Below are 15747 nucleotides of genomic sequence, written 5' to 3' on the forward strand. Positions count from 1 at the left end.
GTGTCCGGTTCACCAGATCGACTCGACCCACTCCGGGTGGTCGATGAACGGGTTGCGGTTGTGCTGGTAGGAGTCGTGGATGACGTCGTTGCGGCGCCGTTCGAAGGCGTCCGGCGGGTCCTCCTGGTGCCAGGACTTGAGGACGGAGAGCTTGCCGATGTACGGGGCGCTGCCGTTGGTGACGGAGTCGTTGGGCTCCAGGTCGGGCCAGCCGTCGGTGCCCTCGTAGCGGACGGCCATGTAGAGGATCATGCGGGCCACGTCGCCCTTCACCGCGTCGCGCGGCTCGAAGGAGTTCGAGTCGGTCAGGCTGCCGCCGCCGTTGGTGAACGAGCTGCCGCCGTTGTCGAAGTCCTTGTTGCTGCGGACGGAGTTGACCCGGACGTCCTCGGGGCGCAGGTGGTGCAGGTCGGTGCCGGGGCCGGTGGAGGTGCCGAAGTCGCCGTGCGACTTGGCCCACACGTGCTCGCGGTTCCAGTCGCCGGTGTCCCCGCCGTTGAGGGACTTGCTGCGGGAGATCCCGGAGTACAGCAGGATCACGTTGTTGCTGTTGGCGGGGTCCTGGTCGGTGACCTTCAGGGCGTTCCAGACGGCCGAGTACGAGAGCTTGGTCTGGTCGCTGATGATCGTGTGGAGGGCGTCCTTGAGGGCGTCGCCCGTCTTGTCGGCGGCGGCGTCGTAGTACGCGGCGTCGTAGGTGGCCGCGGTGGCCGTGGCCGTGGGGGTCAGGGCGGGGGCGGTGAGGCCGGCGAGGACGGCGGCCGTGGCGAGTGCCACCGCGTTGCGGCGGCGTATGCGTATCGCGAGCATGTGGGGTGTCCGATCTACGCGGGTTGCACGATGGGGATACCCGAGAGAGTGGCATGCACATGCAGTCAAGCGAGTGGAGGGAACGTGGCGATTGTGTGACAAGGACCTGTCACTACGCTCTGCGTGTACTCCCCGGAATGCTGCGGAGGGATGAAATCCGCCATCGGCCGCGTTGGTGCCTTCCGGTAGATCAGGACGACCGGAGGGCACCCGAGTGACAGCGCAACGGGGATGGGCAGGACGACTGACCGGGTACGCCTGGCGTCATCGGGGGGACGTCGTCCTCGCGCTCGGCTCCTCCCTCGGCGGCATGGCCGTCATGGCACTGGTCCCGCTGATCACCAAGGTGGTCATCGACGACGTCATCGGTGACAGGACCAGGTCCATGACCACCTGGGCCGGTCTGCTCGTCGGCGCCGCGCTCGTCGTCTACGTCCTCACCTACGTCCGCCGCTACTACGGCGGCCGGCTCGCCCTCGACGTGCAGCACGACCTGCGCACCGAGATGTACGACACGATCACCCGGCTCGACGGCAGACGTCAGGACGAGCTGTCCACCGGGCAGGTCGTCGGCCGCGCCACCAGCGACCTCCAGCTGATCCAGGGCCTGCTCTTCATGCTGCCGATGACCATCGGCAACCTCCTGCTGTTCCTGATCTCCCTCGTGATCATGGCGTGGCTGTCCCTGCCGCTGACCGCCGTCGCCCTGGCCGTCGCCCCCGCCCTGTGGTGGATCGCCAAACGCAGCCGCGTCAGGCTGCACCCCTCCACCTGGTACGCGCAGGCACAGGCCGGCGCCGTGGCCGGAGTGGTCGACGGCGCGGTCGGCGGGGTCCGCGTGGTGAAGGGCTTCGGGCAGGAGGAGCAGGAGACCGGCAAGCTGCGCGAGGTCGGACGGCGGCTGTTCGCCGGGCGGCTGCGCACCGTCCGGCTGAACTCCCGGTACACCCCGGCCCTCCAGGCCGTCCCCGCGCTCGGCCAGGTGGCGATGCTGGCGCTCGGCGGCTGGCTCGCGGTGGGCGGACACATCACGCTGGGCACGTTCGTCGCCTTCTCCACCTACCTCGCCCAGCTGGTCGGCCCGGTCCGGATGCTCGCCGTGGTCCTCACCGTCGGCCAGCAGGCCCGCGCCGCCACCGAACGCGTCCTGGACCTGATCGACACCGAGCCGTCCCTCACCGACGGCACCAGGGAGCTGCCCGCCGACGCCCCGGCGACCGTCGAGTTCGACGACGTCTCCTTCGGTTACGACCCCGGCCGGCCCGTCCTCGACGGCCTCAGCTTCGACATCCGCCCCGGCGAGACCCTCGCCGTCGTCGGCGCCTCGGGCTCCGGCAAGTCCACCGTCTCCCTCCTCCTGCCGCGCTTCTACGACGTCACACGCGGCGCCGTCCTCGTCGGCGGCCACGACGTCCGCGAGCTGACCACCGAGTCCCTGCGCGCGGCCATCGGCCTGGTCCCCGAGGACTCCTTCCTCTTCTCCGACACCGTGCGCGCCAACATCGCCTACGGCCGCCCGGACGCCACCGACGAGGAGATCACCGCCGCCGCCCGCGCCGCCCAGGCCGACCGGTTCATCAGCGAACTGCCCGACGGCTACGACACGACCGTCGGCGAGCACGGACTGACCCTCTCCGGCGGCCAGCGCCAGCGCGTCGCCCTGGCCCGCGCGATCCTCACCGACCCGCGCCTGCTGGTCCTGGACGACGCCACCTCCGCCGTGGACGCCCGCGTCGAGCACGAGATCCACGAGGCGCTGAAGAGCGTGATGCGCGGCCGTACGACGCTGCTGATCGCCCACCGCCGCTCCACCCTCAACCTCGCCGACCGCATCGCCGTCCTCGACGACGGCCGGCTCGCCGACATCGGCACCCACGCCGAGCTCCAGCGGCGCTCCGCCCTCTACCGCAGGCTGCTCACCGACCCCGACGAGCTGGGCGGCGTCTCGCCCGGCCACACCCCGCCCGCGGGGCCGCAGGAGGAGGACACCTCCGTCCGCGCGGAGCTGGACGCCGAGTTCGACGCCGAACGCGGGGTCACCCCACGGCTGTGGACCGGTGACCGCGAACCCAGGGACACCGCCCTGGCCGACGCCCCCGCCACCCCGGAGCTCCTCGCCCAGGTCGAGGCGCTGCCCCCGGCGGACGACGTCCCCGACATCGACGAGGCCCGCGCGGTCCGCCCCGAGGACTCCTACGGCCTGCGCCGCCTCCTGCGCGGCTTCCGCACACCGCTCCTCATCAGCCTCGGCCTGGTCGCCGTGGACGCCGGCATGGGCCTGCTGCTGCCCGTGCTGATCCGGCACGGCATCGACCAGGGCGTGACGCGGGCCGCCCTCGGCGCGGTCTGGGCGGCGGCCCTGCTGGGCCTGCTCACCGTGCTCGTCCAGTGGTCGGCGCAGACCGGCGAGATCCGGATGACCGGACGCACCGGTGAACGCGTCCTGTACGCGCTGCGGCTGAAGATCTTCGCCCAGCTCCAGCGGCTCGGCCTGGACTACTACGAGCGCGAGCTGACCGGCCGGATCACGACCCGGATGACGACGGACGTCGACGCGTTGTCGACGTTCCTGCAGACCGGCCTGGTCACGGCGTTCGTCTCCGTGGTCACCTTCTTCGGCATCATGGGCGCCCTGCTGGTCATCGACATCGAGCTCGCCCTGATCGTCTTCGCCACCCTGCCCCCGCTGATCGTCGGCACGTACTTCTTCCGCCGGGCCAGCGTGAAGGCGTACGAACTGGCCCGTGAGCGGGTCTCGGGCGTCAACGCCGACCTCCAGGAGTCGATGTCCGGGCTGCGGATCCTCCAGGCGTTCCGCCGCGAGCGGGACGGCGGGCGCCGCTTCGCCGGGCGCAGCGCCGACTACCGCAGTGCCCGCATCCGGGGCCAGTGGCTGATCTCGGTGTACTTCCCGTTCGTGCAGTTCCTGTCGTCGGTCGCGGCCGTGGCGGTGCTGGTCGTGGGCGGGGGCCGGGTCGACGACGGGACGCTGGCGATCGGCTCGCTGGTGGCGTACCTGCTGTACATCGACCTGTTCTTCGCGCCCGTGCAGCAGCTCTCCCAGGTCTTCGACGGCTACCAGCAGGCGTCCGTCTCGCTGGGCCGCATCCAGGAGCTGCTGCGGGAACCCACCTCCACGCGGCAGCCCGACAAGCCGCTCCCCGTCCCCTCCCTGCGCGGCGACATCGTCTTCGAGGACGTGCGCTTCGCCTACGGGGACGGCGAGGCGGCGCTCGACGGCATCGACCTCACCATCCCCGCCGGACAGACCGTCGCCTTCGTCGGCGAGACCGGCGCGGGCAAGTCCACCCTGGTCAAGCTGGTCGCCCGGTTCTACGACCCCACGGGCGGGCGGGTCACCGCCGACGGCATCGACCTCAGGGACCTGGACCTCACCGCGTACCGGCACCGGCTCGGGGTCGTACCGCAGGAGGCGTACCTCTTCCCGGGCACCGTCCGCGACGCCATCGCCTACGGCCGCCCGGACGCCACCGACGCCGAGGTGGAGGCGGCGGCCCGCGCGGTCGGCGCGCACGAGATGATCGCCACGCTGGACGGCGGCTACCTCCACGGGGTCGCCGAACGCGGCCGCAACCTGTCCGCCGGACAGCGCCAGCTGATCGCGCTGGCGCGTGCCGAGCTGGTCGACCCGGACGTGCTGCTGCTCGACGAGGCCACGGCCGCGCTCGACCTGGCGACCGAGGCGCAGGTCAACCAGGCGACCGACCGGCTGTCCGGGCGTCGTACGACCCTGGTCGTCGCCCACCGCCTCACCACCGCCGCCCGCGCCGACCGGGTGGTCGTCATGGACCACGGCAGGGTCGCGGAGGACGGCACGCACGAGGAGCTGCTCCGGCTCGACGGCACGTACGCCGCGCTGTGGCGGACGTTCGTGGGGGAGGACGTACCGGCGCCGGCGTGAGCGGTGGCCTCGGGCGCAACCATCCGACATACGTCATGCGTCCGTACACGCGTACGCCGCCTGGCGCGGTAGGCGCGGTACGGGAGGACGACTGTGGGCAGTGGAGCGATACGCCGGCGACTCGCGCCGGTCCTTGCGGTGCTGACCGCCTCGGGGCTGCTCGCCGTCGCCGCGCCGGGTGACGCGCACGCCGCCGCGTACTGTGCCGGGCGCAAGGTGCGCACGCTGCCGTTCTCCACCGGCTCGGTGGTCGTCTACAAGCGGGGCGGCTACATCTGTGCCGTCACCCTCGCCAAGAAGCCCGGCACCAAACGGAAGATGTCGGTGAGCGTGCGGGCGCGCGGTGGCCGCCCGGTCGTCGACGAGGGCAACTTCACACACCACGCAGGACCGGTGACCGTGCACGCCGGCCGCCGCTGCGTGTGGGTGAAGGGCAGGGTCGGCGGCGGGTCCGTCAGCTCCGGCTGGATCCTGTGCTGACCGGCGACCGGCCGAGGGTTATCCCTATGTCCCCTGGTGCTGCGGGGAGTTGGTCCAGTAACTTCCGGCGCACATCTGTCTCACAGGGGAGTGCGCATGCGCAAGGCGCTCAGATGGCTGCTGGCGCTCACGGTGCTCATAGGCACACTGAGTACGGCCGGGGCGGCCACCGCCGCCGAGCCGGAGGCCACCGGCACCACTGACATCAAGGAGAGGCTGCTCTCCGTACCGGGCATGAGCCTGGTGGAGGAGAAGCCGTACACCGGGTACCGCTTCTTCGTCCTCAACTACACCCAGCCGGTCGACCACCGCAGGCCCTCCAAGGGCACGTTCCAGCAGCGGATCACCGTGCTGCACAAGGACACCGCGCGGCCGACCGTCTTCTACACGGGCGGCTACAGCGTCTCCACGACGCCGCGCCGCGCCGAGCCGACCCAGATCGTGGACGGCAACCAGGTCTCCATGGAGTACCGCTTCTTCACCCCGTCCCGGCCCGAGCCGGCCGACTGGTCGAAGCTGGACATCTGGCAGGCCGCCAGCGACCAGCACCGCATCTTCAAGGCGCTGAAGAAGATCTACAGCGAGAACTGGATCTCCACCGGCGGTTCCAAGGGCGGCATGACGGCCACCTACTACGAGCGCTTCTACCCGCGCGACATGGACGGCGTGGTCGCCTACGTCGCCCCCAACGACGTGGTGAACAAGGAGGATTCGGCCTACGACCGCTTCTTCGCGGGCGTCGGCACCAAGGAGTGCCGCGACCGGCTGAACGCGGTGCAGCGCGAGGCGCTGGTGCGCCGGGCGCCGCTGGAGAAGAAGTACGAGGCGGTCGCCGCCGAGAACGGCTACACCTTCGACACCATCGGCAGCCTGGACCGGGCGTACGAGGCCGTCGTCCTCGACTACGTGTGGGGCTTCTGGCAGTACAGCACCCTCGCCGACTGCGAGCAGATCCCGGCGGACGCCAAGAACGCCACCGACGAGGAGATCTGGACCTCGATCGACACGATCTCCGGCTTCTCGTTCTACACGGACCAGGGCCTGAGCCCGTACACGCCGTACTACTACCAGGCCGGTACGCAGCTGGGCGCGCCGACCATCCGCTTCCCGCACATCGAGAGGAAGTACGTCCGCTACGGCTATCAGCCGCCGCGCAACTTCGTGCCCCGCTCGATCGACATGGAGTTCGAGCCGTGGGCCATGCGGGACGTCGACACGTGGGTCCGCCACAACGCCCGGCAGATGCTGTTCGTGTACGGCGAGAACGACCCGTGGGGCGCCGAGCGGTTCCGCCTCGGGCACGGCGCGCGTGACTCGTACGTCCTCACCGCGCCCGGCATGAACCACGGTGCGAACGTGGCCGGGCTGGTCGCGGACGAGAAGGCGTTCGCCACGGCCCGCATCCTGGACTGGGCGGACGTCGCGCCGAGCACGGTCCAGGAGAACCCGGCGGCGGCGAAGCCGCTGGCGAAGTTCGACGCCAAGCTCGACAAGCGGGACGTCGAGCGGCAGCGGACGCTGCGACCGTAAGGCCCGCGCGGGACTACACCGGGCGGGCGCAGCCCACCGGTGACGTTCCGCCGAGCCGGACGTAGAGGGCCGTGGACGCCGGACACCCGGACCGGTCGTCCACGGCCTTCGTCACCTCGAACTCCGGTTCCCGCTCGTCGCCGCCGTCGCACGCCGTCTCGCGGACCTTGCCGCCGCCCAGGTCGTAGACGCAGTCGCCGACGATGGTGCGCGGCCCGCCCCCGCCGCCCGGGTCCCCGGGGTGCGGCGGCTGGAGATGGCGCATACAGGCGTAGCCGCGCGGCACCGCGCCGTCGCCGTCCTCGTCGGAGGAGGGGCGCTGCTCGCTGATGTGCAGCACGAAGTCGGTGGTGGCCGGGCAGCGCGGCCCGTCGCGCACGGTCCCGTCGTGGCGGGCGACGACCCGGGCCGCCGCCCGCTCGCTCCGGCAGGACACCTCGGTGAAGCTGGTCCGGCCGAAGGAACTGCACTCGTCGACCGCGAGGAACACCGCCCCGTACCCGGACGGCCGGGCAGGCGTCGGCGACGCCGTCACCGTGCGCTGCTCACCCATTCGGGCGTCCTCCTCACCGCCGCCCGGCGCGTTCTGGCAGCCGGTGAGCAGCGCCGCGACCGCCGCCGCGAGCGCGGCGCGCGTCCCCCACCTACTTCGCACGTGCATCGTCATCCCCCCGGGCACCCCCGTCCAGCGTGCCCCGATCCGTCGGGGCACGCCAGACATGTGGTGGTCTTTCACCACATCGGGGAGAGTGCGTCGGGTGTGTGACGTACGCGCGCTACGTCCGGCAGGGGGGCGCGCCCGCGTGCGCCTAGTACCTCAGCCCGTGCCCGACGGGGTACAGCACCGCCGCCGGGTCGTCCGCCCGCTGCACCGGCACCGGCAGCGTCCCGCGCGGGTCCACCTTGCCCGCGATCACCCGTGCGGCCGCCCGCAGTTCGACGTCGGTCCAGGAGTACGTCGCCACGTACGCCGCCACGCCGGGGAGGTGGGCCACGTCGTAGGGGTTGCGGATCGCGACCGCGACCACCGGCCTCCCGGTCGCCAGCAACTGCTCGACCAGCGTCTTCTGGCTGCTGGTCGCGCCGACGTTGTACGTCCCGACGACCACCGCGTCCGCGTCCCGGGCCGCCGCGACCGCCTTGGCGACGGTGGCGGCGGACGGTGCCGTGCCGGTGGACAGGGCGGTGGCGGTGAAGCCCAGCCCGGTCAGGGCGTCCGCGAGTACCCCGGTCGGCGGCCCCGTCGTACCGGACGGGGAGGCCGGGTCGGCGCCGACGACCAGCAGCTTCGGCCGGCTGCGCCGGGACAGCGGCAGCAGACCGCCCTCGTTGACCAGCAGCGTGGTGGTGCGCTCGGTGATCCGGTCGGCGGTGGCCAGGTGCGCACGGGTGCCGACGGCGCGGTCGACTCCGGCGTGCGAGACGTACGGGTCCTCGAACAGGCCCAGTTTCGCCTTCAGCCGCAGCACCCGCAGGATCGACTCGTCGAGCCGGGACTCGGTCAGCTCGCCGTCGCGTACGGCGTTCAGGACCGCGTTCCAGGCGACGTCCAGGGAAGGAGGGTTGAGCAACTGGTCCACGCCCGCCTTCAGCGCCAGCACCGGCACCCGGTCGTCGCCGTACTTGGTGCGTACGCCCTCCATGCCGAGGGAGTCGGTGACCACGACCCCGTCGTAGCCGAGCTCCTCGCGCAGGATGCCGGTGAGGATCGGGTGGGAGAGGGTGGCGGGGTCCTCGGAGGCGTCGAGCGCCGGGACGACGATGTGCGCGGTCATGATGGAGTCGATGCCCGCGTCGATCGCGGCCCGGAACGGCGGCGCGTCCAGCCGGCCCCACTGCTCACGGGTGTGGTGGATGTACGGCAGCTCGGCGTGGCTGTCGGTGATCGTGTCGCCGTGTCCCGGGAAGTGCTTGGCCGTCGAGGCGACGCGGGACGACTCGTAGCCCTCGACCTCCGCCACGACGAGATCCGCGACGGAGTGCGGGTCGGCGCCGAAGGAGCGGACGCCGATGACGGGGTTGGCCGGATCGACGTTGACGTCGGCCACCGGGGAGTAGTTCTGGCGGATGCCCAGCGCGCGCAGTTCGCGGCCCGCGATCCGGCCGAGGGTGCGGGCGTCGGAGCGGGAGCCGCCCGCGCCGACGGCCATCGCGCCGGGGAACAGGGTGGCGGGCCGGCCCACGCGGGCCACGATGCCGTGCTCCTGGTCGGTGGAGATGAGCACGGGCAGTCCGCGCTCCAGCCCGAGGGACGCCTTCTGGATGCCGTTGGACAGGTCCGCGATCTGGTGCGGGGCGCGGGTGTTGTGCGCCCAGGCGAAGTAGATGATGCCGCCGACCCGGTACTTGGCGAGCAGTTCGGCGGCCGTGCGGACGCCGATCTCCTCGAGGTTGGCGTCGATGTCGGCCTGGTCCGGGTCGGTGGCGGAGTGGCCGTAGACCCGCATCACGAACAGCTGGCCGACCTTCTCCTGAAGCGTCATGCGGGAGATGAGGGCGCGCAGCGTCCTGTCGTCGGGCGCGGGCCGGCCGGTGGCCGCGTGGACGGTGCCGCCGGCCGCGAGGGCGGTGGTGACGCCCGCCGTCGCGGCGAGGACGGTGCGTCTGGACGGACGTGCGGTGCTTCCCGTGCTTCCGGTGCTGCTGTCGGGCACGTGCGCTCCTTTGGAAGGTGATCCGCGGGGGACCGGGGATCCGCTGAAGGACATCCTTGAAGGAAACTGCCAGGAGGTCACCAATATCCGGGAAGTTTCTGCCAGTCAAGGGAATGCGCAGCAACCGGCGGGGGCCGTCATCGGCGCAACGGGAGGGGGCGCGCCGATGACGGCGTGCTGCCGGCCGCGGCACGGCGGAGAGGGTCGGTCGGCGATCGCAGCCGGCAGCGAGGGCCGACACCGCACCACGTCGGACTCGTCCGGCAGCCTGCCCATGGGACGGACGGAGGCCGGGACGGGTTCCCCGTCCGGGCCCCGTTTCCCGAAGTCGGGACCGGGGGTCCGTACGGGGTCAGCGGGGCGTGTGGGCCGACACCTCGGGCCAGTGCCCGCACAGTGTGCGGACGGTCTCCGCGATCGCCGGACGACGGGCCGCCCCGGTGCGCCACAGCGCGTACAGCCGTCGTACGGGCACGGGGTCGAGCGGCACCTCCACCACCTCGGCGGGCAGCGGACCGCGCCCCAGCCGGGGGATCAGCGCGATGCCGAGCCCGGCCGCGACCAGGGCGACCAGGGTCGGGTTCTCGTCGGCCTGGTGGACGATCTCCGGCTCGTGCCCGGCCGCGCGCAGGGTGCGCACCAGCCACTCGTGGCAGACCCGCCCCGGCGGCTGGCAGATCCACCGCTCACCACCCAGCTCCTCCCGCCGTACCGCCGTACGCCCCGCGAAGGGGTGGCCCCGCGGCACCAGCAGGTCGCACAGGTCGTCGCCGATGACCGCCTGCTCCACGCCCGCCGGGGCGGGCAGCGGCGCGATGTCCCAGTCGTGCGCGACGACGAGATCGACCGCGCCCTTGGCGACCAGGTCCACGGAGAGATGGGGGTCGATCTCGGTGAGCCGGGTGTCGAGCGCGGGGTGCCGGCGGGCCAGGTCGGCCAGGACGGGCGGCATCAGCCCGCGGGCCGCCGAGGCGAACGCGGCGATGGTCAGCCGCCCGGCCGGCACTCCGCGCCGCTCCTCCAGCTCGGTCTCCGCCCGCTCCACGATGGCGATCAGCTCCCGGGCGGTACGCGCCAGTTGATGCGCCTCGTCGGTCAGCCGCACGCCCCGGCCCTCCCGCTCCAGCAGCACGGTCCGCGTCTCCCGCTCCAGCTTGGCGATCTGCTGGGAGACGGCGGACGAGGTGTACCCGAGCGCCACGGCGGCGGCACCGACGGTGCCGTGGACGGAGACGGCGTGCAGGGCGCGCAGCCGCTGGAGGTCGAGCATGACGGCTCCCCGATCGGTTAGCGATGCTTCATCCAACCATGCAGGAATCATCGCTGGTGCTGAAGTGCGGCGGGCGGTGATCCTCGACGTACGCGACCTTCCCACCTGTTCCCCGCCGTCCTCGTCACCGCCGTGTGGGGGGTGAACTCCACCGTCATCGAGGTCGGGTTCGGCCACTTCCCGCCGCTGCTCTTCTCCGCCCTGCGCTTCCCGGTGGCGGCGCTGCTGGTGGGCGGGGTGGCACTGGCCTCGGTGACGCGGCGGCCGGCGGCCGTGAAACCCGTTCGACGGACGGGGGCGCTTGCGGAAGACTCCCCGGTCGGCGGATGAGGAAGATCGGGAGATCGCACATGGGTTTTGTTCTGGAAGGGCCGGTTCTCGAGGGCACGTGGGTGCGCCTGGAACCGCTGGAGCACCGGCACACCGCCGAACTGGCGCTGGCGGCCGAGGAGGACCGGGGCACGTACGCGTACACGTGGGTGCCCAGGGCCGACGAGGTCGGCGCGTACGTCGACGCGCAGCTCGCCCGCGCCGCGACCGGTCGGCTCGCTCCCTACGCGCAGGTCTCCCTCGCCACGGGACGCGCGGTGGGCGCCACGGCGTACTGGGAGCCCCGTTCCTGGCTGAGCGAGGACCGGCTCGACGCGATCGAGGTCGGCTTCACCTGGCTCGCCGGCTCCGCCCAGGGCACGGGCATCAACGCCGAGTCCAAACTCCTGCTGTTCGGGCACGCCTTCGAACAGTGGGGCGTGGCCCGCGTCGACCTGAAGACGGACGCCCGCAACATCCGCTCCCGCACCGCGATCGAACGCACCGGCGCCCGCTTCGAGGGCGTCCTGCGCAACTGGTCCCGCTCCTGGGCCCCGGGGGAGGAGGGCCGCCTGCGCGACTCCGCGATCTACTCGATCACGACGGAGGACTGGCCGGAGTGCCGACACCGACTGGAGCAGAGGGTCTCGGAACACGCCGGAGAGCGGAGCACCCCCTAGGGGCGCGGGGAACTGCGCGGGCAGGGGCGCGGGGAACTGCGCGGGGAACTGCGCGGGCAGGGGCGCGGGGAACTGCGCGGACAGGGGCGCGGGGAACTGCGCGGACAGGGGCGCGGGGAACTGCGCGGACAGGGGCGCGGGGAACTGCGCGGACAGGGGCGCGGGGAACTGCGCGAACAACCACGACGCACCCGCACCCGCCACACAAGGCACCCGCCCCGACCCCTCGCCCCCCCCGCCGGGGTCAGGGCGCCTCCGGCGCAGGAGCCCCCTCACGCAACTCCGGCGTACTCACGCCGACATACAGCACCGCGACCACGCACAGCACTCCACCCGTCACCAGCGCCGTCGCACCGGAGGTCGCGCCGGCCACCAGCCCCGCGCGCATGTTGCCGAGGTGCGGGCCGGCCTGCCCGACGATCTGCTCGGCGGCCGTGACCCGGCCCAGCAGGGCGTCGGGCGTACGGGTCTGCACGATCGTGGTGCGGGAGAGCACCGACAGGGCGTCGGCCCCACCGGCCACGACCAGCAGCCCCAGACCGGCCCAGGGGCTGCTCATGACACCGAACGAGGCCAGCGCGGCACCCCACACGCCGGCGCCGAACAGCATCACGAGGCCGGGACGGCCCAGGTGGGTCACCGCCCCGGACAGCGCGGACGTCAGTACGCCACCGATCGCGATCGCCGACAGGAACAGGCCCAGCGTGCGCGGATCGCCGCCGAACCGTTCGTCGTTGATCAGCGGGAACAGGCTGGCCGGCATCGACAGGACGGTGGCGGCGAGGTCGGTGACGAGCGCGCCGCGCACCACCCGGTGGCCGGCCAGGAAGCGCAGCCCGTCCAGCACCCCGTGCAGCCCGGCGCGGGACGGCTCGCCCTCGGGCGGCAGCGCGGGCAGCCCGAACGCGCCGTAGAAGGCGATGAGGAAGCTCAAGGCGTCCACCAGATAGCAGACGCCGATGCCGAACCAGCCGAGCATCAGTCCGCCGAGAGCCGGGCCGACCAGCATCATCGACTGGGCGGTGACCTGGTACAGCGCCAGACCGGAGGCCACCTGCTCCTTGGGCAGCAGCCGGGGGACGAACACGCCGGCCGCCGGACCGCCGACCGCCGCGCAGGCGGACTGGGCGGCGACCAGGGCGAGCACGCCGGCCACCGGTACGTTCCCGGTGAATCCCTGGACCGCCAGCAGCAGCGAGCACAGCGCCTGGCCGACCGTCGCGGCCAGGAAGATCCGGCGCCGGTCGCCCCGGTCGGCCCAGGCCCCGGCGAACAGGCCGAAGCAGACCAGCGGCAGCGCCTGCGCGAGACCCACCGCGCCGCTCCAGGCCGCGCTGTGCGTCATCTCCCAGACCTGGTACATGACGGTGACCATGGTCATGAAGCCGCCGAGCACGGAGACCGTCCGCCCGATCAGCAGCCGTCTGAAGACCGGCGAGGTACGCAGGGGACGCACGTCGATCAGCGTGCGGGACGGACTCACGAGGGGAGGGCGGCGGGGCGGGGCACGGGCTGAGGCACGGCGGGAGACGCTATCCGGCCGCCCCGCGCCCCGGCCAGTGCTTTTCCGGGTGAGGTCAGGCCGACTCGTTCAGCAGCCGGGTCAGGTGTTCGCGGCCGGGGGTGAGGAGGCCGGGCAGCGGGGCGGCGTCGGCGTACCAGCGCTTCTCGTACTCCCAGCAGAGCCAGCCGTCCCAGCTGTGACGGGAGAGGATCTCCACGCAGTCGGTCAGCGGGAGGACACCGGCGCCGAGCGGGAGCGGGGTCGTGTCGTCGGCGGAGGCGATGTCCTTGACCTGGACATAGCCGAGGTGCGGGGAGAGGGCCGCGTAGCTCTCGGCGGGCTGTTCGCCGCCGAGCCAGGTGTGCATCACGTCCCACAGCGCGCCCACCTGACGGTGGCCGACCAGGCCGAGGATCCGCATCGCGTCGGCGCCGGTGCGGTGCGAGTCGTGGGTCTCCAGCAGGATGCGTACGCCCAGGTCGGTGGCGTACTCGGCGGCCGTGCCCAGCCGGCGGGCGGCCGTCGCGTCCGCCTCCTCGGGACTCTGCTCGGTGCCGCCGCCGGGGAAGACCCGGACGAAGGGGGCGCCGAGGTCCCGGGCGAGGTCGAGGAGGGCGCGAACCTCGGTGAGGACGGGTTCGTCCTCACCAGGCGCGGCGACCCGGGCGTACCCGGCGAGGCCCAGGACTTCGACGCCGGCCGTCTTGAACTCGGCTGCCACGTCGGAGCGTTGTGCGGAAGTGAGGTCCGGGTGGACGGGTTCCTCGGGGTGGGCGCGCAGTTCGACGCCGTGGTAGCCGTGCGCGGTCGCGAGGGCCAGTACGTCGGTGATCGGCAGCCCGGGGACGCCGAGGGTGGAGAACGCCAGCTTCATGTCATCGGACCCTACCCGCGCCCCCCGGCGTCACTCCCCCTCGTCACTCGGGTGTCGCGGCCCGACGGTAGGCGCAGACCTGTGCGCCCGTCCTGGCGGCGGTCGTCGGCACCGGCTCGAACGCGCGCTTCACACCGTCCGCGACCCGCCGGCTCGCCGCGGCCCTGGGGCTTCCCGAAGACCTCGGCCCGCACTCCGGAGAGGTCCTCGAAGTCACCGACGCCGAGGAGCCGGCTGCTCGCGGATGGCGGCGTCACGGTGTCGAGTCCTATGTCCGCCCGCAACTCCTCCGAGCCGCGAAACCCCCGATCGCGGCCGGAGCGGCCCTCGCCTTCCCCCGAGCGGGAAGCCGGCGCCCGGCGGGCCCCGGGCCGTCTCGTCGGATCCCCGAGGACTCCCGCGCCTTCGAACGCCGACCGGCACTCACCCCTCAGGGGGGCGGGAAACCGCGTGAAGCACCCTCGGCCGTCCGCACCCGCGGTGCGCCCTCGGGACCCCCGGTCCGATCAGTCCCGCGGCCCCGCCGTGGACCCCCGCACCATCAACTCCCCCCGCACCGAAGCGATCCCACCATGCGGCGCCTCCTCCCGCCCCATCGCGATCCGCCCCGCCCGGGCCCCCGCCTCCGCCAGCGGCAACCGCACCGTCGTCAGCGCGGGCACCGCGTCGATGCTGAACGGCAGATCGTCGAACCCGGCCACCGACACGTCGTCCGGAATCCGCAGCCCCGAGTCCCGCAGCGCCGCGCACGCCCCCAGCGCGACGGAGTCGTTCGCGGCGACAACCGCCGTCAACGACGGATCACGGCGCAGGAGTTCGAGCGTCGCCTCGTACCCCGACCGTCGGTCGTAGCGGCCGTGGACCGTCCAGCGCGGGTCCTCCTCGATGCCGTGCGCGGCCAGCGCGTCCCGGTGTCCCTCGAGCCGGTGACGGGTGGTGGTGCGTTCCTGGGGGCCCGCGATGTACCCCAGTCGTCGGTGCCCCGACCCGATGAGGTGTTCGGTGAGTTCCTCTCCGCCGCCCCGGTTGTCGAAGGTCAGCGCGATCGCCCCGGTCTCCGGTGCCGGCGGCCGGCCGCACAGCACCACCCGGGTCCCGGCGTCCGCCAGTTTGCGCAGCTTCGCGTCCATGGCCGCCTTGTGCGGCGCGTCCTCGATCGCGCCGCCGGTCAGCACCACCGCCGCCGCCCGCTGCCGCTGGAGCAGTGTGAGATAGGTCAGTTCACGTTCGGGTGAGCCGCCCGTGTTGCACACGACCGCGAGTCTCTCCCCGCCCGCGCGTCCGCCCGGACCCCCGATCTCCGCCTGGATCGCGCTCGCCATGATCCCGAAGAACGGGTCGGCGATGTCGTTCACCAGGATGCCCACCAGGTCGGAGGTGGCGGCGGCCAGGGCGCTCGCGGGGCCGTTGAGGACGTAGTCCAGCTCGTCCACGGCCTTCAGCACCCGTTCACGGGTGGACGCGGCCACGGGGTAGTTCCCGTTGAGCACGCGCGACACCGTCGCGGGGGAGACCTGCGCGCGAGCCGCCACGTCCGCCAGGGTCACCGTCATGTCTCGTCCTCCGCCTCGTACGTTCGCCGTACGCCGTCGTACACACCCACGCCCACACCCGTGGTTCCGAGCAGACCCTACGGCCATCCGCGCGGTTGTTCGCCCCCTCGAACAACTCGGGTTCGCCGTGGTCTTGTCCGCACCGCCGTTCAGAGGCTAGC

The 15747-nt window shown here is 72.5% G+C and carries 11 protein-coding genes and 1 pseudogene; 5 read left to right on the top strand and 7 right to left on the bottom strand.

The window, feature by feature from the left end:
* Window positions 1–9: 9 nt before the first annotated feature.
* Complete coding sequence (locus tag ACH4VX_RS20030; RefSeq protein WP_398368738.1) at window positions 10–810, bottom strand: endonuclease I family protein; 801 nt, start codon at window positions 808–810, stop codon at window positions 10–12.
* 214 nt (window positions 811–1024) lie between these two features.
* Here ACH4VX_RS20030 and ACH4VX_RS20035 point away from each other — a divergent pair, with 214 nt between their 5' ends.
* The 3 genes from ACH4VX_RS20035 to ACH4VX_RS20045 all read left to right on the top strand — a co-directional run bounded on the left by ACH4VX_RS20035 (window position 1025) and on the right by ACH4VX_RS20045 (window position 6742).
* On the top strand, window positions 1025–4732 hold the full coding sequence (locus tag ACH4VX_RS20035; RefSeq protein ID WP_398368739.1) for an ABC transporter ATP-binding protein: 3708 nt from the start codon (window positions 1025–1027) through the stop codon (window positions 4730–4732).
* A gap of 93 nt (window positions 4733–4825) precedes the next feature.
* Window positions 4826–5212 (top strand): hypothetical protein, encoded by a 387-nt coding sequence (locus ACH4VX_RS20040; protein ID WP_398368740.1) that lies wholly within the window; start codon window positions 4826–4828, stop codon window positions 5210–5212.
* A gap of 96 nt (window positions 5213–5308) precedes the next feature.
* Window positions 5309–6742: a S28 family serine protease gene (locus ACH4VX_RS20045; RefSeq protein WP_398368741.1), complete on the top strand. Its 1434-nt coding sequence runs from the start codon at window positions 5309–5311 to the stop codon at window positions 6740–6742.
* A 13-nt stretch (window positions 6743–6755) separates the two neighbouring features.
* Here ACH4VX_RS20045 and ACH4VX_RS20050 read toward each other — a convergent pair whose 3' ends face one another.
* The 3 genes from ACH4VX_RS20050 to ACH4VX_RS20060 form a co-directional block, all read right to left on the bottom strand.
* The gene (locus tag ACH4VX_RS20050; RefSeq protein WP_398368897.1) at window positions 6756–7403 is read right to left on the bottom strand and encodes a hypothetical protein; all 648 of its coding nucleotides are present in this window, start codon (window positions 7401–7403) and stop codon (window positions 6756–6758) included.
* A gap of 148 nt (window positions 7404–7551) precedes the next feature.
* Window positions 7552–9396: a glycoside hydrolase family 3 protein gene (locus ACH4VX_RS20055; protein ID WP_398368742.1), complete on the bottom strand. Its 1845-nt coding sequence runs from the start codon at window positions 9394–9396 to the stop codon at window positions 7552–7554.
* A gap of 352 nt (window positions 9397–9748) precedes the next feature.
* Window positions 9749–10666 carry a LysR family transcriptional regulator gene (locus tag ACH4VX_RS20060; RefSeq protein WP_398368743.1) on the bottom strand — a complete coding sequence of 306 codons (918 nt, stop codon included), beginning with the start codon at window positions 10664–10666 and terminating at the stop codon, window positions 9749–9751.
* 105 nt (window positions 10667–10771) lie between these two features.
* Here ACH4VX_RS20060 and ACH4VX_RS20065 point away from each other — a divergent pair.
* Both ACH4VX_RS20065 and ACH4VX_RS20070 read left to right on the top strand, forming a co-directional pair.
* Window positions 10772–10891: pseudogene (locus ACH4VX_RS20065) on the top strand (EamA family transporter); the annotation flags it as partial.
* Between the two features lie 125 nt (window positions 10892–11016).
* Window positions 11017–11655, top strand: coding sequence for a GNAT family N-acetyltransferase (locus ACH4VX_RS20070; protein WP_398368744.1), 639 nt, complete (start codon window positions 11017–11019; stop codon window positions 11653–11655).
* Between the two features lie 244 nt (window positions 11656–11899).
* Here ACH4VX_RS20070 and ACH4VX_RS20075 read toward each other — a convergent pair whose 3' ends face one another.
* The 3 genes from ACH4VX_RS20075 to ACH4VX_RS20085 form a co-directional block, all read right to left on the bottom strand.
* Window positions 11900–13138, bottom strand: a complete 1239-nt coding sequence (locus ACH4VX_RS20075) for an MFS transporter (protein WP_398368745.1) — start codon at window positions 13136–13138, stop codon at window positions 11900–11902.
* A 94-nt stretch (window positions 13139–13232) separates the two neighbouring features.
* A complete protein-coding gene (locus ACH4VX_RS20080; RefSeq protein WP_398368746.1) occupies window positions 13233–14033 on the bottom strand; it encodes a sugar phosphate isomerase/epimerase family protein in 801 nt (266 codons plus the stop codon).
* A 506-nt stretch (window positions 14034–14539) separates the two neighbouring features.
* Window positions 14540–15586: a LacI family DNA-binding transcriptional regulator gene (locus ACH4VX_RS20085; protein WP_398368747.1), complete on the bottom strand. Its 1047-nt coding sequence runs from the start codon at window positions 15584–15586 to the stop codon at window positions 14540–14542.
* Window positions 15587–15747: the final 161 nt, after the last annotated feature.

This window comes from Streptomyces sp. NPDC020731, assembly GCF_044334705.1.
GTDB lineage: Bacteria > Actinomycetota > Actinomycetes > Streptomycetales > Streptomycetaceae > Streptomyces.